17 protein-coding genes, 2 tRNA genes and 2 pseudogenes are annotated in these 17,962 nt (G+C 62.2%); 9 read left to right on the top strand and 12 right to left on the bottom strand.

What is annotated here, in order from left to right:
• Positions 1-70: 70 nt before the first annotated feature.
• Together L6637_RS38960 and L6637_RS38965 are read right to left on the bottom strand one after the other, a co-directional pair.
• Positions 71-448: pseudogene (locus tag L6637_RS38960) on the bottom strand (IS5/IS1182 family transposase); the annotation flags it as partial.
• Between the two features lie 103 nt (positions 449-551).
• Positions 552-764 carry a hypothetical protein gene (locus L6637_RS38965; protein ID WP_237861324.1) on the bottom strand — a complete coding sequence of 71 codons (213 nt, stop codon included), beginning with the start codon at positions 762-764 and terminating at the stop codon, positions 552-554.
• 679 nt (positions 765-1,443) lie between these two features.
• On the opposite strand from L6637_RS38965, the gene L6637_RS38970 reads away from it, so the two are divergent.
• Together L6637_RS38970 and L6637_RS38975 are read left to right on the top strand one after the other, a co-directional pair.
• The gene (locus L6637_RS38970; protein ID WP_237861325.1) at positions 1,444-1,611 is read left to right on the top strand and encodes a hypothetical protein; all 168 of its coding nucleotides are present in this window, start codon (positions 1,444-1,446) and stop codon (positions 1,609-1,611) included.
• Positions 1,612-1,776: 165 nt separating this feature from the next.
• Positions 1,777-1,941, top strand: a complete 165-nt coding sequence (locus L6637_RS38975) for a hypothetical protein (RefSeq protein ID WP_237861326.1) — start codon at positions 1,777-1,779, stop codon at positions 1,939-1,941.
• Positions 1,942-3,388: 1,447 nt separating this feature from the next.
• On the opposite strand, the gene L6637_RS38980 is transcribed toward L6637_RS38975, so the two are convergent.
• A complete protein-coding gene (locus tag L6637_RS38980) occupies positions 3,389-4,588 on the bottom strand; it encodes an IS256 family transposase (protein ID WP_237861327.1) in 1,200 nt (399 codons plus the stop codon).
• A gap of 780 nt (positions 4,589-5,368) precedes the next feature.
• Complete coding sequence (locus tag L6637_RS38985; RefSeq protein WP_237861328.1) at positions 5,369-5,665, bottom strand: helix-turn-helix domain-containing protein; 297 nt, start codon at positions 5,663-5,665, stop codon at positions 5,369-5,371.
• Between the two features lie 53 nt (positions 5,666-5,718).
• Between L6637_RS38985 and L6637_RS38990 the strand changes: the two genes are divergently transcribed.
• Both L6637_RS38990 and L6637_RS42900 read left to right on the top strand, forming a co-directional pair.
• Positions 5,719-5,910 carry a hypothetical protein gene (locus tag L6637_RS38990; RefSeq protein ID WP_237861330.1) on the top strand — a complete coding sequence of 64 codons (192 nt, stop codon included), beginning with the start codon at positions 5,719-5,721 and terminating at the stop codon, positions 5,908-5,910.
• A pseudogene (locus tag L6637_RS42900) lies at positions 5,891-6,958 on the top strand (recombinase family protein); the annotation flags it as partial. The gene L6637_RS38990 and the pseudogene L6637_RS42900, both read left to right, overlap by 20 nt.
• 565 nt (positions 6,959-7,523) lie before the next feature.
• On the opposite strand, the gene L6637_RS38995 reads toward L6637_RS42900, so the two are convergent.
• Together L6637_RS38995 and L6637_RS39000 are read right to left on the bottom strand one after the other, a co-directional pair.
• Positions 7,524-7,598: transfer RNA gene (locus L6637_RS38995), tRNA-Thr, on the bottom strand.
• Positions 7,599-7,763: 165 nt separating this feature from the next.
• Positions 7,764-8,216, bottom strand: a complete 453-nt coding sequence (locus L6637_RS39000; RefSeq protein ID WP_237861332.1) for a hypothetical protein — start codon at positions 8,214-8,216, stop codon at positions 7,764-7,766.
• 304 nt (positions 8,217-8,520) lie between these two features.
• Between L6637_RS39000 and L6637_RS39005 the strand changes: the two genes are divergently transcribed.
• Both L6637_RS39005 and L6637_RS39010 read left to right on the top strand, forming a co-directional pair.
• A complete protein-coding gene (locus L6637_RS39005; protein ID WP_237861333.1) occupies positions 8,521-9,006 on the top strand; it encodes a hypothetical protein in 486 nt (161 codons plus the stop codon).
• Positions 9,007-9,047: 41 nt separating this feature from the next.
• Positions 9,048-9,548 (top strand): hypothetical protein, encoded by a 501-nt coding sequence (locus L6637_RS39010; RefSeq protein ID WP_237861334.1) that lies wholly within the window; start codon positions 9,048-9,050, stop codon positions 9,546-9,548.
• Positions 9,549-9,610: 62 nt separating this feature from the next.
• On the opposite strand, the gene rlmB is transcribed toward L6637_RS39010, so the two are convergent.
• Positions 9,611-10,441: a 23S rRNA (guanosine(2251)-2'-O)-methyltransferase RlmB gene (gene rlmB, locus L6637_RS39015; RefSeq protein ID WP_237874037.1), complete on the bottom strand. Its 831-nt coding sequence runs from the start codon at positions 10,439-10,441 to the stop codon at positions 9,611-9,613.
• Between the two features lie 207 nt (positions 10,442-10,648).
• On the opposite strand from rlmB, the gene L6637_RS39020 reads away from it, so the two are divergent.
• Positions 10,649-10,734, top strand: a tRNA-Tyr gene (locus tag L6637_RS39020).
• A gap of 114 nt (positions 10,735-10,848) precedes the next feature.
• On the opposite strand, the gene L6637_RS39025 is transcribed toward L6637_RS39020, so the two are convergent.
• A complete protein-coding gene (locus tag L6637_RS39025; protein ID WP_271605984.1) occupies positions 10,849-11,172 on the bottom strand; it encodes a GNAT family N-acetyltransferase in 324 nt (107 codons plus the stop codon).
• Here L6637_RS39025 and L6637_RS39030 point away from each other — a divergent pair.
• Both L6637_RS39030 and L6637_RS39035 read left to right on the top strand, forming a co-directional pair.
• Positions 11,121-11,528, top strand: a complete 408-nt coding sequence (locus tag L6637_RS39030; RefSeq protein ID WP_237861336.1) for a hypothetical protein — start codon at positions 11,121-11,123, stop codon at positions 11,526-11,528. The two genes, L6637_RS39025 and L6637_RS39030, sit on opposite strands and share 52 nt — an antisense overlap.
• Positions 11,529-11,603: 75 nt before the next feature.
• On the top strand, positions 11,604-12,386 hold the full coding sequence (locus L6637_RS39035) for an efflux RND transporter periplasmic adaptor subunit (RefSeq protein ID WP_237861337.1): 783 nt from the start codon (positions 11,604-11,606) through the stop codon (positions 12,384-12,386).
• 58 nt (positions 12,387-12,444) lie between these two features.
• Here L6637_RS39035 and ppk2 read toward each other — a convergent pair whose 3' ends face one another.
• The 4 genes from ppk2 to L6637_RS39055 all read right to left on the bottom strand — a co-directional run bounded on the left by ppk2 (position 12,445) and on the right by L6637_RS39055 (position 17,886).
• A complete protein-coding gene (ppk2, locus tag L6637_RS39040; protein ID WP_237861338.1) occupies positions 12,445-13,578 on the bottom strand; it encodes a polyphosphate kinase 2 in 1,134 nt (377 codons plus the stop codon).
• Positions 13,579-13,663: 85 nt separating this feature from the next.
• Positions 13,664-14,695 carry an LLM class flavin-dependent oxidoreductase gene (locus L6637_RS39045; RefSeq protein ID WP_237861339.1) on the bottom strand — a complete coding sequence of 344 codons (1,032 nt, stop codon included), beginning with the start codon at positions 14,693-14,695 and terminating at the stop codon, positions 13,664-13,666.
• 96 nt (positions 14,696-14,791) lie between these two features.
• Positions 14,792-15,772, bottom strand: coding sequence for an NADPH:quinone oxidoreductase family protein (locus L6637_RS39050; protein ID WP_237861341.1), 981 nt, complete (start codon positions 15,770-15,772; stop codon positions 14,792-14,794).
• Between the two features lie 56 nt (positions 15,773-15,828).
• Entirely contained in the window at positions 15,829-17,886 is a 2,058-nt protein-coding gene (locus tag L6637_RS39055) for an ATP-dependent helicase (protein WP_237861342.1), read from the bottom strand.
• Positions 17,887-17,962 lie beyond the last annotated feature (76 nt).

Genomic DNA, 17,962 nt, shown 5'->3' on the forward strand with positions numbered 1-17,962 from the left:
ATGACCAAGACCTCCTGCGAGCGTTGCTGTTGTCCTGGTCCGATGCGCTGGCTAAATGCTGGCGGCGATCTCGCTCAGCGACCGCCTCGAGTTTGTCCACTTCGAGCACTTCTTTGGCTTGCTTCGACATCCGAGCAAGCTGCCCACGGTCGTTGCCGACGTTTATGACCTCATGCGTAACAATCAGATGGTGTTCGGTGTCCACCGCGACCTGGACATTGTAGCCGACGACACCCGATCCGCGTCCGCTGGTGGCCATCGAACGGGCATCCGGGTCGGTCAGCGATATCTGTTGATCCGGCGTGTTGCGCATCTGCGCATCAAGCACTTCCAGGCGGCTCATCTCCTGCTTCAGCCGAGCGATCTTTTTCTTGATCCTCGTCGTCTTGATGCTGATCGCTTCCGATGGCTCCTGCCGATCGGCGCTATCGAGTTGGCGCAGATACCGCAGATGAATTCTTGCGTTACCTTCAGGACCTCGCTGATGGGGCGCCGGATTCAGTCAAAGCCTGTGCTAGTCGCATTTATGGAATTTTGTAAGTCGTTAAGATTCAATCGTACCAATCTTTTCGGTCACGCGGCAGCACGCGACCACGCGCGTAGCCTGGCGAAGCAAGCTCCTCTAGCCGCCGCTCAAGAAATTCGTTGGCAACGATCAAGGCTTTGACAGCTTCACGCGCGTCTCCGCCGCAAGCTTCTATCGCCTGATCGGCCGCGGCTTCGAGGTGGTCGGAATCGGGCTGGCTCGAAGCGGAAACAGGCATCCGAGGAGTGTACCAGTTTTGTTCATGTTCGCAATATGTTCTTATGAGAGGTGGGGCGCTGGCCTATTTCCGAGCGCAGTGATCTGCCTCACGGCACGTTGCGCGGTGGGGCATCTAGTCTCCTCAACCTAACGAGGCGGGTGGTCGCTTCGTTGAACAACAGGAGACAGAGACATGGAACGCGAAATCAATCTGCTTTCGTGCGACGAACTGGAAATGATTTCGGGCGGGGAACCGAATCTTCTCCTCCAGATCCATATTCCTGGGTTTGATTTCAAGTACTATGATAACGGGTCAGGAATAGGCTATTCGTGGGGGCATGTGTGCGCCACCAACGGATCAAGCATAAGATGCGATTAGCAGATAAATGGGCGCTGAAAGAGGCCGCCTCAGTTGGCGGCCTCTTTCACTTAAAGACGACTGATTTATCCGCGCGCAAAACAAAGGCCCCGGTACTCGCGATAGCCGGGGCCTTATCCGCGAGTGGGGGTTGAGAGCATCCCACCCGTCCCCGGACAGCCTGAGGCTAGCCGTCGTCTCCTAATTTCAGGTTATGAATGCTGCGTGGTCGAAGGACGAGAGGGTGTTGGCGCGAAGAATCTGCGTCTTACTACGGATTGCGCGTCTGTCTACGAGCGGTTCATCGTTTGCTTTTTTCATGGCAACTGGATTGCGCCATATGAGCGTGAAGGCGATGCTGGCCAAACTTCTTGAAAGCGAGCTTGCCGCACGTGGCGTGAATTCGCTCGCTCCATCTGATTGCGAAGAAATTGTAGAGCGGCTGATCGAACGGCTAACCGATTTGGAGCTAAGTCTGGCGGCCAACAAAATCAACGGCGAGTCGTGACCTGATGTCGGCATCCAACTCGCGAGCATTTGCAGGAAATACAACTAACGGATAAATGACGAAAATTTGTGCGCCAATGCTGTGAATTGCTTCACAGCGACTTGGCAGACCAAACCTAAAATGGTGTGGCGCAACGAAGCGCCATTTCAGACAGGGAATTTGGTCATGGCAATTGCACACACCATTCCGTCTTCTGTTCGCAGCCACGATGGCTTGATTATTCTCGGCTACATCGCATTCGCAGGAGTTCTACTCGCCGCAATCTATTTTGCATCGGGCGGTCCAAGCTTCAGTGATGCCGATCTGTCAGTAATGGCGATGGTGCCGTGATACGATTGGCAGCGTGGACCGTTTTCAGCGCGCTTGTCTTGTCCCTCGCTATCTGGGCTCTAGTCGGCCCGCCAGAGGCCGACGCGACAAGCGTGCTTCCGGTCATTGCAAGATTGCGCTGAGCAGGGGTCGCGACGCTGTAGCGAGGTTCTTACGTACCAAAGTGCACAGTCGATCCGAAGGATTCATCTGCCGGTAGGAACGACGGCGGCGCTCGTCCTGTTGGGCGGTTGGTGCGCTAGTGTATTCGAGTTGGCGCGCTCGCGGCGCCGGCGTCCCCGTTCCTCTGCCCCTCGCGGCGCTGGGGGCCGTCGCGCTTACTTGGTGACGATATAAACGATGTCCCCCTGCGCGTTCATCACGCAAGCGCGTGTTGCCTTCTTACGCTCGGCTAGAAGGGTGTGCGCTGTCTTGCGCGCTGCGAGTGGGTTGTTGGCCCAAACGGTCGTTCGGTGAATAAGCCACTCTGAACCGTCTAAGGCAGTCCCGTAGATTTCGACCGTGAACGTCATTGACGTGAACGGGCCCATGCTGAACTGGTTCCCGGGCCAAGTCAGGAGCGCGCGATCTGTCTCGGCAGGGATGGCAATCGTGTCGACCCTCCGACAGGGCAAGCAGCGATACGCGTAGGGCTGCAACTCTATTTGACCCTTCGTCGAAATTGACAAGTTCATTCGGCTTCGTGCAAGCCGAGAGGGCTGGGGGTGCAGATGGGATGGATTGCGAATTGGCTTCGCCTGCCGGATGTCGGAGTGAGGCCACGGAAAGGCGCGCAGGTAGACCTGCTACGCTCTCCAAGCGCGGCGGCCGATGGCTAAAGCACAATCTTTTTCGTTTCCCAGGTGCGGTGTGGTCTCGCAAGCGCGGCTGCTTAGAATTGGCAGAGGGCGACGTGATCGCGCTTCATCTTGTCGTCGAGCGGCTGCGGGAAGCTGGGGTACGAGTGCGGTTCGACGGACGCCTGCGACGCTGGGACGGTGCGTCACCTGTTTGGACGTTGCTTGTGCGGGGAAAGCGCTAACGAAGAAGAAAGGGCCGCCTGATCGGACGACCCTTTCCGCTGGTCAAAATGATCGGTCTTAAATCCAGCCCCGGGTGAAATACGTTTAAGGATGAAATCTCGCTCCCGGACGTACGGATTGAAGCGGCAGATTGTTTCAGGATGATTTCGTCGCACATTAAATCGTTGTTCCGTCAGAGGAACACACGTCGGTGTGGCGATTTTAGCACGCCGCTGAATTACTAGCTGTACGGCATTGCTCTCGATTCCAGACTCAGACTTCTTTTGGTTGGGGTCGGAATTGGGGGGACTCGCGTGCACGGCGAAGCCGGATGCATCGTTTGCTGCCGAGCCAGAGCGCTGATTGCGCTTTTTCCGATGATCGTGTCCCGTTGCGTGGTGTAGCTGGCGTCGGGGCACCGCATTCACCGGCAGGAGCCGGGCAGGTCAGCTGGCGATCGCCGGAAGGCTGACGGTTGGATCATCGCTCAATGGCGCGATGGTTTCCAGTGTCATGTAGCGGGCTCGCTGGACGGCCCATTCATCGTTCTGCTCGAGCAGGATCGCGCCGATCAGTCGCACGATCGCATCTTCATTGGGGAAGATGCCGACCACCTCGGTCCGCCGCTTGATCTCGCCGTTGAGGCGCTCGATTGGGTTAGTCGAGTGCAGCTTGGTTCGATGCTGCGGCGGGAAGGTCATATAAGCGAGCACATCGGTCTCGGCCTCATCGAGGAAGCTGGCAAGCTTGGGCAGCTTGGGGCGGAGCTGATCGGCGACCTTCCGCCATTGCGCCCGGGCCGCCTCGGCATCGTCCTGGGCAAAGGCCGTGGCGATGAAGGCTGAGACGACGCGTCGTCCGCTCTTGCCGGCATGGGCCAATGCGTTGCGCATGAAGTGCACGCGGCAGCGTTGCCAGCTGGCATTGAGCACCTTGGCGACGGTGGCCTTGATGCCCTCATGGGCGTCGGAGACGACCAGCTTGACGCCGCGCAGGCCGCGGCGGGCGAGCTTGCGCAGGAACGCGGTCCAGAACGTCTCGGCTTCGGACGGGCCGATATCCATGCCGAGAACCTCGCGCCGGCCGTCACTGTTGACGCCGACGGCGACGATCACTGCGACCGAGACGATGCGGCCATTCTGCCGCACCTTCACGTAGGTTGCATCGATCCACAGATAGGGCCAGTCGCCCTCGATCGGACGGGCGAGGAAGGCCTTCACCTTGTCGTCGATCTCGCCGCACAGCCGGCTGACCTGGCTCTTGGAGATGCCGGTCATGCCCATCGCCTGCACCAGGTCGTCCACCGAGCGGGTCGAGACGCCCTGCACATAGGCTTCCTGCACCACGGCGGTGAGCGCCTTCTCGGCCATGCGGCGCGGCTCCAGGAAGCCCGGGAAATAGGAGCCCTTGCGCAGCTTGGGGATGCGAAGCTCGACCGTGCCGGCCCGGGTCTCCCAGATCCGGTCGCGGTAACCGTTGCGCTGGGCCAGACGCTCGGGGTTCTTCTCGCCGTAAGCCGCCCCGGTCTGGCCTTCGACTTCCAGCTCCATCAGGCGCTGGGCAGCAAAGCCAATCATCTCGCGCAAGAGATCGGCATCAGGGGTCTTCTCCACGAGCGTGCGCAGGTTCATCATGTCGTCGGTCATCGGTGGTTCCTCGGTTGCGTTGGCGTGTCGCAACCCGATCCTACCGGAGAACTGCCGGTGACCACCGCAAAGCCGCCCGCCCGCTACGGCGCTATTTGGGGGCGCGCGTCCGGGCGGCTTTGCTCTACCCAGCTACACCACCCTCGGGGACACGACCTTTTCCGATGGCTGAAGGATGCGAGCTAAAGCTCTATGAATGTGCTGGCTGTGCTAGCAGCATGTGGCTAATCACTAGAGCATCGACGCCGAAGCGCGCGAGAGCAGAAGTGCAGTTCACGACAATCGACGCTGCGTTCGAGGCAGCGGCCTTCCAAGTACGCAGAAATCCTACCGCGCTGGTATAGGGATCGTGTCGACCCTCAGGCAGGGCAAGCAGCGGTAGGCATACACAGCCGGCAAACCTGCAATCTTTGGGAGTGTCGCAAGGTACTCCATGGGCCGCCTGCATTGCCTGCAAATGAGAATAGGAGGATCGGCCCGCCTCATTCAAATGCCCTTAAAAAGCGGGCACCTTAAGGTTTTGGAATTCCGAGCGCACCTCCGGTCGAATACTGCCGATTATCGAAAATTGGCAGCATCTGCGGGGTCCGGGCTTTGCGCTCTGCGCATAGTAACGATGAGTTAGCTTGAACGTGGAACGTGAGAGAGTGCAGGCGCGTTCTGCTGGCCCCATCCTGCTGAACGCACCTTCTGGAAATGAAGCCCTAGCTCTGGCCGGAGCTAGGGTTTTTCCGTTTTCGGTTTGGCGTGGTGTCTCGGGACAGGCCGTCCTGCAGGCGATCACTTCTTCTTCGGGTTCTTGATACCGGCTGGCACATAAGCCTTCGGCGGCCACTTCCGAAACTCAACGCCTGTCTCTGTGAAGACGACACCCGCTGCGGCTAGCTCGCTCATTAGAACCAACAGCGTCGCTTCATGCGGCTCGCGCTTGCCAGTTTCAAGATCGGCTAGCGTGCTGCGATGTATCTTGCAGCCTTTGGATAGGTAATCCTGCGACCAACCAAGCAACCCGCGCGCGGCCCTAATCTGCGCTGCCAACAGGGAGAAATCTCGCTCAACCATTATTTCTGCGGACACATTGAAATCCGACCAATCGTCGGATAATGAATCGGACGATTATTGGAGAAAATATGCAGCCAAATCAATTGCCGACACCGGCCAATAACAATGTTTCTCCGGCCTTTTTGTTTGCCGGGAGCGCCGTCTTAGATGCTCACCTGGAAACCGCGTTGGATCAGTTCGTAATTGCGCTCGCCCGCAACCAAGCCCGTATCGACCACCTTCAGGCAATGAGCGCAGCCGATGACAACACGATCCACTAAGCGGGCCGCGATCTACTCGCGTTATTCGTCTGACTTGCAAAACGATAGGTCTATCGAAGACCAAATTGCTGTCTGCGAAAAGTTTGCAGCGAAGCAGGGCTGGAAGGTCGTAGGAAACTTCTATGATCGCGCCGCGTCGGGTGCTTCGATTTTTGGTCGGCCCCAGTTCGCAAAGATGGTCAGTGAAGCGCACGCAGGATCGTTCGATATTATCCTATCGGAAGACCTAGACAGACTGTCGCGTAGCCAGTCGGATATTGCACAGCTATTCGAAGATATGAATTTCGCGGAAGTGGAGATTCATACGATGGCTGACGGTCTGATCAATGAAATGCACATTGGTGTCAAAGGCACCATGAGCGCCTTGTTCTTGAAGGGGCTTGCTCAGAAGGTTAGGCGCGGACTCGGTGGCGTAGTTCGTCAGGGGCGTAGTGCGGGCGGCGATCTATACGGCTACACACCACGAAAGGGCGAAGCCGGCGTTCTCGATATCAATCCGGAGACCTCCGCAATCGTGCAGCGCATCTTCGAAGAATACGCTGCCGGTTCGTCGCCGCGCGCCATAGCTGCAGGGCTGAATGCGGACAACATTCCCGCGCCTCGTGGCGGTAAGTGGAACGCTTCCACGATCAACGGCAACACCGCGCGCGGGCAGGGCTTACTTCTAAACGAGCGGTACGTGGGTCGTGTGGTTTGGAACAAGAGGCGGTCGATTAAAGACCCAAAAACCGCGCGACGCGTGACCCGAACCAATCCTGAAAGCGAGTGGGTTGTTCAGGAGGTGCATGCGTTGCGCATCCTTGACGACGAACTGTTCGACGCGGTCCGAGCACGACGCCTTGAGGCTGGAACGCCTGCCTCTCGCAGGCGGCCTAAGTCTACCCGCCTTCTGTCTGGTTTGCTCTGCTGCGGTGCCTGCGGTTCCGGCATGTCGTTGATGGGCCATGACCGCTCCGGCCCGCGCGTCCAATGCACGCGCCATCGGGAAAGCGGTTCCTGCGACAACGGCACGCGGTACTATGTCGAGAAAATCGAGGGGCTTGTTCTTACCCGGCTGAAAGCGCAGATCGACAACCCCAAGCAAATGGGCAAGTTTGTCGAAGCCTATCTCGCCGAGAGGAGGGCGCTATCCGCGAGCGCGCGCCGCGATAGGACAAAGATCACGGCGCAGATTGTGGGCTGTCAGAAGGCAATCGACAACTTGATTGCCGCCGTCGAGAAGGGGCTCCTCGGAATGGAGGAAATTGCTTCTCGGCTGGAGCCTCAACGCGCTGAGAAGGCGCGGTTAGAGCGGGAGTTGGCAACGGCAGACGAGAAGATCGTTTCGGTAGACCTGCATCCCACTGCCGTGGCTCGCTTTAGGCAGAATTTGGAGCAAATCGCCGGTGCTGGGGATCGCGCAGACCCTCAAATCGCGGCCAGCTTTCGGGAGCTAGTTGAAAGCGTCGTGGTGCTGCCCAGAAAGCCCGGTGAGCCTTACACAGTGGAAACCCGTGGCCGGCTGGCAGCATTGATTGGGGCGCCCGTTGGGCGCCCTGAGGCCGTGCAGGCGGCCTTAACTATGGGGGGCAGATCGGCCCGCATAGGTAAGTCCGTTGTGTCGGCTAAACCAATGGTGCCGGCTGAGGGGATTGAACCCCCGACCTTCGGTTTACAAAACCGCTGCTCTACCGCTGAGCTAAGCCGGCGACGCGCTTGAGGAAGCGGGCAGGGGCCAGCATGTGCCGGGCCGCCCGTCCGCGCGTCGCAATACCAGACTTGTTTGCCAAGTGCCAGAACCCGCGGCGGCGATTTACCCGGCATGAAACAGGCGGCCCCTCGGCCGCCTGAACCATTTCGCCTGACATCGGGCCTTACTGGCAGAGGTGCTGCCGGCCGTCATCGCCCTTGAACCAGGTGCCGGGTCTGCACACGATGCCGTTGCGGGCGGCATAAGCGTTCCAGTCGCCGTACCAGGCAGGTCCGCCGCGGTCGTAGCTCGCGTAGGAATTGCCCCAGCCCTGGAACGGGGCGCTGGCGACCGCTGCCGCGGTACCGACGGCAGCGCCGGCCACTGCATCCGCGGCGTCGAGCGGCGCGAATCCCGATTGTGTTCCATCATTCGGATTCATCTGCCGATGCGCCATGTGCCGGCGGCGATAGGCGCGGTCATTGGCGGGATGGCCTGGACCGAGATTCTGGCAGCTGGGATCCTGGAAGAGACCTGCGCAGCGGGCCGCATTGTCAGCCGCGGTTTGCGCGAGGGCTGGCGTCGCCAGCGCAGACGCGACGATTGCGGCCAAGCCAACTAGCTTCAGGCTCGTCATGGCACTTCCTCCACGTTTGTTGAGATCAGTGCTAAGTACGACCTGCGGTAGTCGTTCCGCACCTTCTTCGCAGCTGGGGTCACATCGACGTGAGCGCGCCCAGGATGTGAAGTCTATGCCGCGCAACTGCAGGCACATCGGCGCCGGGATGGCGTGTCCCGTTAACACTTCGCTAGTGCGCGTCACGGCATTTGAGCAGTGCGAGATCCTTACGCGTTAGGCTTACCTGAATTTGGTCAGCTGTCCTTAACCCTCTCTGCGTCGCGATCGGATAGTTTGCGGGCCGGATAACCGGGACTCTTTCATGCGCGCATCCGCGCTCGCAATCTTTCTGATCGGACTGCCCGCGACGGCCTTTGCCGGCGGCGGCTTCGACATCGTCGTGCCCGGCCGTCCCGGCGTGCCCATCATCATCAACAATATCGATGCGTCCTACGCCGTGGTCGAAGGTGTCTGGGGCCTGGGCAAGAACGTCCAGGTGCAGCCCACGATCTATGGCGGGGTGTACGTCCCGGAACGGCAGCCCTCCGACGTCGGCCATTATTATCCGAGCCTGGGCCTGCAGCCCGGCTACGGCCGCCTCGAGGTCGAGCCGCCCGCGAACCGCAAATTGCCAAAGCCCGCGGAGAACTACCACCAGAGCTGGGGCGCATCGTCGGCGCCGCTGCCGCCACAGATGGATGTGCCGGTCAACCCGCCGCCGGTGATCCTCGCGCCGGAGATCAACGACCAGCCGCGACCACCACGGCCACGGCCGCGTACAGGAATGCCCGGCAGGCCGCCGGGTTAAGAAACGTCAGACAACAAGACGGAAATCAACAGGAGAGAGTAATGCGTCAGATGATTTCAGGACTGGTCGCGGCAGCTGCCGTGATGTTTGTGGGCGCTGCGCCCGCGATGGCCTGCGGCTTCAACCCGTGCCAGCCGGTTGCCCCGGTCTATTCCGGCTGCAACACCGGTTGCGGCGGTTATGGCTACGGCGCCGGCTATGGTTATGGCTATGAGCGCCTCGCCGAGCCGACCTCGCAGTATTACTACGTCAACCAGGGCCCGACCTACACCGGTCCGGGTGCCTTCGCGCCGACCCCGACCTACCAGGAAGACGCGGTCGTCGCGCCCGCCAATTATGGCTACGGCTATGGCTATCGCGCGGCTGCCGTTGCGCCGTACGCCTATCATCACCGCCCGTACTACCGTCCGTATCGCTACGGCTACGGCCCGCGCTACGGCTATCTGCCGCGCCCGCATTACGGCTACGGTCGGCGCTATGGCTACGCCCATCGCTACGCGCCGTACTATGGCGGCCATCGCGTGCTGCGCCGCTATTACTGATCTCTGATCGGCTGAGCCAACGAAGCGCCCGTTCGCGTGGATGCGGACGGGCGCTTTGCTTTTTAGCGCTTCATCAGCCCCAGCCTGACAGCACCGACATAAAGCGAAAGCACGGCGGCATTCGAGACGTTGAGGCTCTTGATCTCGCCGGGCATGTCGAGCCGTGCCACGACGCTGCAGGTCTCACGCGTCAATTGCCTGAGGCCCTTGCCCTCGGCGCCGAGCACCAGGGCGAGCGGCTCGCGCAAGGTCACGTCAGAGAGATCCGCGCTGCCCTCGCTGTCGAGGCCGACGGTCTGGAAGCCGCGCTCGTTCAGGGCGGTCAGCGCACGGGCGAGGTTTTGCACCGTGACCATGGGCACCAGCTCCAGCGCGCCGGAGGCGGCCTTGGCGAGCACGCCGGTTGCTTCCGGACTGTGACGCGCGGTCGTGACGATCGCCTTCACCGCGAACGCCGCGGCCGAGCGCAGGATGGCGCCGACATTGTGCGGATCGGTGATCTGGTCGAGCACCAGCACCATGCCTTCCTGCTTCAAAGTCTCGATGTCGGGCGAGGGCAGGGGATCGGCCTCGGCGAGCAGCCCCTGATGCACGGCATCGGGCGAGAGCAGGCGGTCGATCTCCTGGGGACGGACGATCTCGGGCGCGATCCGGGTTTGGATGTTTTCATCGGCCAGGCGCCGTGCGGCGTTCTCGGTCAGCGTCAGCTTGCGGATCCGCCGCTGCGGGTTTGCGAGCGCCATGGTGACGGTGTGCCAGCCGTAGAGAATGACGGGCCTATCGGGGTGCGAATCGCGCTCGCGCCAGGCCGGCCGGCCAGCCGATTTTCCTGTTCTGTTGAAGGGCTTAGCCCCGCCACGGGGCCCCCTCGGGGCAATCTTTTTGTCCTTCATGGGCTCGCTTGTGTCACGGGTGCCGGAATATGGCAATTTGGGTGCCTTCAAGGGCGATTTTAGCTGTTCGCCTCGGTTGACTTTGCCCCACCGCATCGCCCATAAACGCGCCCGGTCGCGCCCCCATCCGGGCTGTCGCGGCCTTCACGTTCCATGGCCGTCTTCGGTCCGCCGGCAAGGTCCGGCCCGATTGTGCTGCCGTCGAGCGGGGGAGTGTCCCGAGTGGCAAAGGGAGCTGACTGTAAATCAGCCGCCTCATGGCTTCGCAGGTTCGAGTCCTGCCTCCCCCACCAGCCTTCGCTCGCTTCGCGAGCTACGGCTCGGCAGGCCAGCCCAGATGCTCGTCGCGAAGCTAGCGAAGGCTGCCGCGCCGTAGCCCGAAGGGCGCAGGCGGGCTGTGTACCGGCTCATTCTACCCTTCGTTGCGATCCGTCGACGCTCCATGCGAGCTCGGTATAGAGCGGAAGCGCACCGACCGGCGCGAAGCCGAGACGCAGATAGAGCCGCAGTGCCGCGGGGTTGCTGGATGCGACCTTGAGGCGGATCTCGCGGTTTGTCTGTCGCGCTTCCTCCATGAGGGACTGCAGGATCGCCGTGCCGATGCCGCGGCCGCGCATCTCTGGCACGATCGCCCAATCGACGATCGCGATATGATGACCAGCACGATCGGTGACCAGCCGTGTTCTCTGAACTGCGGCGGTACCAGGCCTATGCCGAGGCGCAGGCTGCACTCGGACGCATCTATGCGACGCTGGGCGTCGATCCGGTGCCGAGCGCGGCCGCTTCCTATGACGTCATCGAGCTGTCCAGGGAGATCAGGCGCGGCATGCTGGAATGGCAGCGCGGCCAGATCGCTGAGCCGGTGGCGGATGCAGGGCAGGGCGCCGCGCCGTCCGACGTTGCCAGCACGGCAACCGCCAAGACTGCAACGACCAAGCCGGAAACCGCCAAGCCGGAAGCGGTGAAGTCAGAAACGGTCAAGTCGGAGACCGCCAAGACCGTTCCGCCGAGCGCCGCGCCATCCAGCGTCGCCACCGCCACCACGGCTGCACCTCCGGCGTCCGATCAGAAGACCGGCGTCAACTGAGCAGGGGCGATGCCGGCGCATGAGCAGAAATGCGGGGCAGATCGAGCAGTCAATCTGCCCACGCGACGCCGCGGCGTGAAGCGCCGCTTTGCTCGGCTCGCTGCACTGGCGGTCCTCCTCGGCGTCTCGGCACCAGGCGCGCGTGCCCAGGCTCTGCCTGATGGCCCGGATGCTGCCGTGCTGGAATCGGGCCAGGAAATTCGCGCCCAGCTCACGCCGCGCCAATACACCACGCTATCGAGCGAGATGGCGGCGCGGATCGATCGCATCGCGACCCGGGTCGGCGAGCGCTTCAAAAAGGGCGATGTTCTCGTGGCTTTTGACTGTGCCGCCCAGAAGGCGCAGCTGGCGCATGCCCAGGCGGTGCTGACCCAGGCTGAGAAAACCTTCGTCATCAACCAGCGGCTGATGCAGCTGAAGTCGACCGGCCAGCTCGAGCTCGATATCGCGGCCGCGGAGGTCGAGAAGGCCAAGGCCGATCGCTCCGCCGCCGAAGCCGCGGTGGCCAAATGCACCATCATCGCACCCTTCGACGGCATTGCTGTGGACCAGAAGGCGCGCGAATTCCAGTACACCAATGCCGGCCAACCTCTGCTCGACATCCTCGATGACCACGGCCTCGAGGTCGAATTGATCGCGCCGTCGCGCTGGCTCGCCTGGCTCAAGCCCGGCATGGCTTTCAAGGTCGAAATCCACGAGACCGAGAAATCCTATACCGCAAAGGTGACGAGGCTCAGCGGGCGGGTCGACCCCGTCAGCCAGACCATCAAGGTGATCGGCGAGATCTCGCAGACCGCGCCGGAACTGATGGCCGGCATGAGCGGCCGTGCGGTGATCGCCCCACCGAGCGGGCAGTGAGGCGCGGCAAACATTTGCCGTTCGCTCGCTGTTACGCCGAATATCGGCCGTTCTCTTCCTATCTTGCGTGCTCTTCGCGCTCGTGGATCACGTTGGCGCGCCCGACCAGGAGATCGTCGACCATTCCGATCCGCTTGGTGTCCTTGCCGGCATAGGGCATCGCATGCAGCACGTAGCGCATCGCATTGAGCCGCGCGCGCTTCTTGTCGTCGGACTTGATGACGATCCACGGGCAGTCCGCCGTGTCTGTGTGGAAGAACATGCCTTCCTTGGCCCGCGTGTAGTCGTCCCATTTGTCGAGCGAGGCGAGATCGATCGGCGACAGCTTCCACTGCTTCAGCGGATGGCCCTCACGCTCCTTGAAGCGGCGCCGCTGCTCCTCGCGGCTGACGGAGAACCAGAACTTGATGAGATGCAGGCCGCTGCGAACGAGGTTGCGTTCGAATTCCGGAACCTGGCGCAGGAATTCATCGTATTCCGTCGGCGAGCAGAAGCTCATGACGCGCTCGACGCCAGCACGATTGTACCAGCTGCGGTCAAACAGCACGATCTCGCCGGCGGTCGGCAGATGCTGCACATAGCGCTGGAAATACCATTGCCCGCGTTCGACATCGCTTGGCTTTTCCAGGGCCACGACGCGGGCGCCGCGCGGGTTGAGATGCTCCATGAAACGCTTGATTGCGCCGCCTTTACCGGCCGCGTCGCGGCCCTCGAACAGAAGAACGAGGCGTTGCCTGCTCTCTTTCATCCAATTTTGCAGCTTCAACAACTCTGTCTGAAGAACGAACTTCTGCTCTTCGTAGTCGCGGCGGTACATCCGGGACTTGTAAGGGTAGCCGCCAAACCGCCAGTCGTCGGCCAACTCGTCGCTGGTGGTCCGCTTGGCACGCTTGGCTTCCTTGCCAACCAGAAGCGCCTGCAGATGCTTCGCATCGTCGGGCGCCGCGCCCGTGAGAATGGCTTGTACCGGCTCGCTATCCGGTCCGAGGGCCGGCGGCCCCGTCAAGACGCTGTCGAGTGCGGCCATCTCGGCCTGCAATGCGCCGGCGGATGATTGCTCGGCGAAGGAGCGCTCGATCGGAGTAAGCTCGATCGCTTGCGTCCGCGCGGCCGCTGATTTGGCCCGCCGGACCGGCTTGACGTCATTCTTTCGAGCGCGAGCCTGCCGGGACTGCCGGGGAAGAGATGTCATTCGTCTGCCTGCCCTGAGATGCGCCGGAATCCGCTTCTACCCGGAAATCGCCCGCATGCGGCTTGACGTGGATCAAACGGGAGCTTCAGGCGAGCATCTCCCTGACCATCGGCACCACCTTCCGCCCGTAAAGCTCGATGCCCTTCATCAGCTTTTCGTGCGGCAGCGGCCCCGCCGAATATTTCAGCTGAAACCGCGCAATGCCGAGCGCCTTGGCCGTCTTCGCGATCTTGCGCGCCACCGTTTCCGGTGAGCCCACATAGAGCGAGCCGTGCTCGGCCTCGCTGACGAACTCGTCGCGACCCATCGGCGGCCAGCCGCGCTCGCGGCCGATGCGGTCGCGCATCGCCTTGTAGTCGGGCCACAGCTCCTCGCGCGCCTGCTCATCCGTTTCGGCGACATAGCCGGGCGAATGGACGCCGATCGACTGCGCCGGACGGCCGAACTCCTTGAAGGCACGGTGATAGAGATCGACGTAAGGCGCGAAGCGCTCTGGATCGCCGCCGATGATGGCGAGCATCAGGGGCAGATCGTAATGCGCGGCGCGCACCACCGATTTCGGACTGCCGCCGACGCCGATCCAGGTTTTGAGCTGGCCGTTCTCGACCGGCGGATAGACCAGCTGCTCCTTCAGCGGCGGGCGCAGCTTGCCTTGCCACGTCACCGGATTCTGCGCCAGCAATGCGGCGAACAGATCGAGTTTTTCCTCGAACAGCTCTTGGTATTTGCGCAGGTCGAAGCCAAACAGCGGGAAGGACTCCGTGAACGAGCCGCGGCCGAGGATGACCTCGGCGCGTCCATTGGAAAGTGCATCCAGCGTCGCAAAGCGCTGGAACACGCGGATCGGATCGTCCGAGCTCAGCACCGTTACCGCTGAGCCGAGATGAATGCGCTTGGTGCGCGAGGCGACCGCCGCGAGCACGGTCTCCGGCGAGGAGATCGCAAAATCAGAACGGTGGTGTTCGCCGAGGCCGATGAAGTCGAGGCCGAGCTCGTCGGCCAGCACTGCCTCGTCGACGACGTTGCGGATCACCTGCGCATGCGGAAGCATGTTGCCGGTGGCGTCCTTGGTGACGTCGCCAAAGGTATCCATTCCGAATTCGAGCGGTGCGGTCATCGATCAGGTCTCTGTGGGGAGGATCGACCAGATTTAATTGATAGCCGCGACGTCACAAGGCTGCATTCCGGAAATGCTCGGTTTCCGTTTGTGCGTCTATTTCGAGATGCGCACGACCATCTTGCCGAGCGCCCCGCGTGTCTGCATCGTCCTGAACGCCTCGCGAAAGTCTTCCAGCGAGAAGACGCGGCCGACGACGGGCTTCAGCTTGCCGTCGGCGAGCCAGCCGGTCAGCTGCGCCATCAGGCGCTTCTGCACATCGGGCTCGCGTGTGGGGATCTGCGCGAGGTCGACACCCAGCAGGGCGCCGCCCTTCAGCAGCGGCAGATTGAACGGCAGCGCGGGGATCGCACCGCCGGCAAAGCCGACCACCAGGTGGCGCCCGCGCCAGGCGATCGAGCGAAAGGCCTGCACCGAGATGTCGCCGCCGACGGGGTCAAAGATCACGTCGGCGCCATGTCCTGACGTCAATTCTTTCAGCGTGTCGCGCCAGCCGGCCTGCGTGTAGTCGATGACAGCATCGGCACCGTGCGCCAGTGCGAATTCGCGCTTCTCCGGCGTCGACGCCGCTGCGATCACGCGAGCGCCGAGCAGCTTGCCGATCTGCACCGCCGCGATGCCGGTGCCGCCCGCTGCCCCCAGCACGAGTAGCTGCTCACCCGCGACGATTGTGGCGCGCGCACTCAGCGCATAGAGCGCCGTCAGATAATTGGCGCGAAACGAGGCGGCGACCTCGGCGGCAACGCCGTCCGGCAGAGGATAGACCGCCGACGGGTCGACGACGATTTCCTCGGCAAGTGCGCCCGACCGCGTCATTCCCACCACGCGCATGCCGGGCTGAAAGCCGCCAGGCCTGCCCGGAGCCTCGGCCACGACCCCAGCGAATTCAGTCCCGGGAGTGAAGGGCAGTGGATCCTTGGTCTGATAGCGTCCCTCGATCTTCAAGCCGTCGACAAAGCCGATTCCGGCTGCTTCCACCCGAATGCGCAGCTGCCCGGGCTCCATGATCGGGTACGGGATGTCCTTCAGCTCGATTTGATCGATGGGCGCGTATTGCTCGACGACGACAGCTTTCATCTCGGACCTCAGTTGTTCCAGTCATCCTAGCAGATCCCGAGACCAGCCTCTTGCGTCTACCGCCACATCCCCCGCATCCGCGCCCCGATGTCAATCTTCGGCCCCTGTGATCCGGTGCGCGCGGCTCCCGCAGCGGCCTTCGGCCAGGCGGTACGCTCGAACAGATAGACGAGCTGCTCCGGGATGAAGCGGGTGCGCGAGGCGTAGACATGACGATCGCCCTTGGCGGCCTGGCCGTGCACGAAGAAGCGCTGCGGCACGACGAGATGCAGATCATCCTTGGCGCGGGTCATCGCGACATAGAGCAGGCGGCGCTCTTCTTCCAGCTCGGCGCTGGTGCCGGCGCCGAGATCGGAGGGCATGCAGCCGTCGACGACGTTGAGCACGTACACCGACTTCCATTCCTGGCCCTTCGCTGAGTGAATCGTGGAGAGGATCAGATAGTCCTCATCGCGGAGCGGAGGTCCGGATTTGTCGCTGGTCGCGTCAGGCGGATCGAGCGTGAGCTCGGTCAGGAATTTCTCGCGCGAGGAATAGCCGCTCGCGATCTGCTCGAGCTGCATCAGATCGGCGCGTCGTGTCTCGGAATCCTCGTGGATGCGATCGAGATGCGGTTCATACCAGAGCCGCACGCGCTCGAGATCCACAGGCCATTCCGAGTAGCGCAAATTCTCGACCGTGCGGACGAAGCTGGTCCAGTCATCGCCGGTGCGCGCCGGCACCGGGAGATGGGCGAGCGCGTGCAGCGGGTCCATACTCTCCGCCATCTGGTCGAGCACGCGCTGCGCGGTGGCTGGGCCGATGCCCGGCAATAGATGCAGGATGCGAAAACCGGCGACGCGGTCGCGCGGATTTTCGGCGAAACGCAGCAAGGCCAGCACGTCCTTGACATGCGCGGCGTCGAGGAATTTCAGCCCGCCGAACTTCACGAACGGAATGTTGCGGCGGGTCAGCTCGATTTCGAGCGGGCCGGAGTGCGAGGACGTCCGGAACAGTACCGCCTGGTGCTTGAGCAACGCACCTTGCTCGCGGTTCGCCAGCACCTGCTCGACGATATAGCGCGCCTGGTCGGCCTCGTCATGGACGGTGACGAGCTGCGGCTTTTGCGTGGAGGTGCGGTCGGTCCAGAGGTTCTTGGTGAAGCGCTCGCGCGCGAGGCCAATAACGCCGTTTGCCGCCGCCAGCACGGGTTGCGTCGAGCGGTAGTTGCGGTCGAGCGTGATCATTTCCGCGCGCGGCGAGAAGCTCTGCGGAAAGTCCAGGATGTTGCGCACGGTCGCAGCGCGGAAGGAGTAGATCGACTGCGCATCGTCCCCGACGACGGTGAGCCCGCGGCCGTCAGGCTTGAGCGCCAGAAGGATCGAGGATTGCAGGCGATTGGTGTCCTGATATTCGTCGACCAGCACATGATCGAAGCGGCCGCCGATCTCGTCGGTGATCAGCGCATCGCTCATCATCTGCGACCAATAGAGCAGGAGGTCGTCGTAATCGAGCACGTGCTGCGCCTGCTTGGCCTCGACGTAAGCGGCGAACAGCCCCTTCAATTCGGCCGCCCAGCCCGCGCACCAGGGATAATGCTGACCGAGCACTTTCTCGATCTCCATCTCGGCATTGACGCAGCGCGAGTAGATCGACAAGCATGTGCCCTTGGCCGGGAAGCGGCTCTCGGTCTTCGACAATCCACGCTCGTGCCGGACCAGGTTCATAAGGTCCGCGGAATCCTCGCGGTCGTGGATGGTGAAGGCGGGATCGACGCCGATGCGCTCGGCATATTCGCGCAAGAGCCGCGCGCCGATGCCGTGGAAGGTGCCGGCCCAGGTCAGCGCGTCGCGCATGATCGCGGCATTGTTCTCGCCCAGCACTTTTCGGGTGATGCGCTCGACGCGTCCGGCCATCTCGGCCGCGGCGCGGCGGGAGAACGTCATCAGTAGGATACGGCGGGGATCGGCGCCGGCGACGATCAGATGCGCGACACGATGGGCGAGCGTATTGGTCTTGCCGGAACCGGCGCCGGCAATGACGAGCAGGGGTGCGCCCACGGTCGCGCCATCGGCCACGCCATGCTCTACGGCGCGGCGCTGCTCCGCATTGAGCGTGTCCAGATATGACGTCACGAATCGCCCCGATGAAGTGGTCAGAATCAACGATCCCCCGCCGAATCGCAATGCGGCTGGACGCCAGTCGCCTGAG

Source organism: Bradyrhizobium zhengyangense (assembly GCF_022012435.1).
In the GTDB taxonomy this organism is placed as follows: Bacteria; Pseudomonadota; Alphaproteobacteria; order Rhizobiales; family Xanthobacteraceae; genus Bradyrhizobium; species Bradyrhizobium zhengyangense.

Coding starts and splice junctions, on each gene's coding strand:
- L6637_RS38965 (WP_237861324.1), bottom strand. CDS start 764: ATGCCTGTTTCCGCTTCGAGCCAGCCCGATTCCGACCACCTCGAAGCC.
- L6637_RS38970 (WP_237861325.1), top strand. CDS start 1,444: ATGAGCGTGAAGGCGATGCTGGCCAAACTTCTTGAAAGCGAGCTTGCC.
- L6637_RS38975 (WP_237861326.1), top strand. CDS start 1,777: ATGGCAATTGCACACACCATTCCGTCTTCTGTTCGCAGCCACGATGGC.
- L6637_RS38980 (WP_237861327.1), bottom strand. CDS start 4,588: ATGACCGACGACATGATGAACCTGCGCACGCTCGTGGAGAAGACCCCT.
- L6637_RS38990 (WP_237861330.1), top strand. CDS start 5,719: ATGCAGCCAAATCAATTGCCGACACCGGCCAATAACAATGTTTCTCCG.
- L6637_RS39000 (WP_237861332.1), bottom strand. CDS start 8,216: ATGACGAGCCTGAAGCTAGTTGGCTTGGCCGCAATCGTCGCGTCTGCG.
- L6637_RS39005 (WP_237861333.1), top strand. CDS start 8,521: ATGCGCGCATCCGCGCTCGCAATCTTTCTGATCGGACTGCCCGCGACG.
- L6637_RS39010 (WP_237861334.1), top strand. CDS start 9,048: ATGCGTCAGATGATTTCAGGACTGGTCGCGGCAGCTGCCGTGATGTTT.
- rlmB (WP_237874037.1), bottom strand. CDS start 10,441: ATGAAGGACAAAAAGATTGCCCCGAGGGGGCCCCGTGGCGGGGCTAAG.
- ppk2 (WP_237861338.1), bottom strand. CDS start 13,578: ATGACATCTCTTCCCCGGCAGTCCCGGCAGGCTCGCGCTCGAAAGAAT.
- L6637_RS39045 (WP_237861339.1), bottom strand. CDS start 14,695: ATGACCGCACCGCTCGAATTCGGAATGGATACCTTTGGCGACGTCACC.
- L6637_RS39050 (WP_237861341.1), bottom strand. CDS start 15,772: ATGAAAGCTGTCGTCGTCGAGCAATACGCGCCCATCGATCAAATCGAG.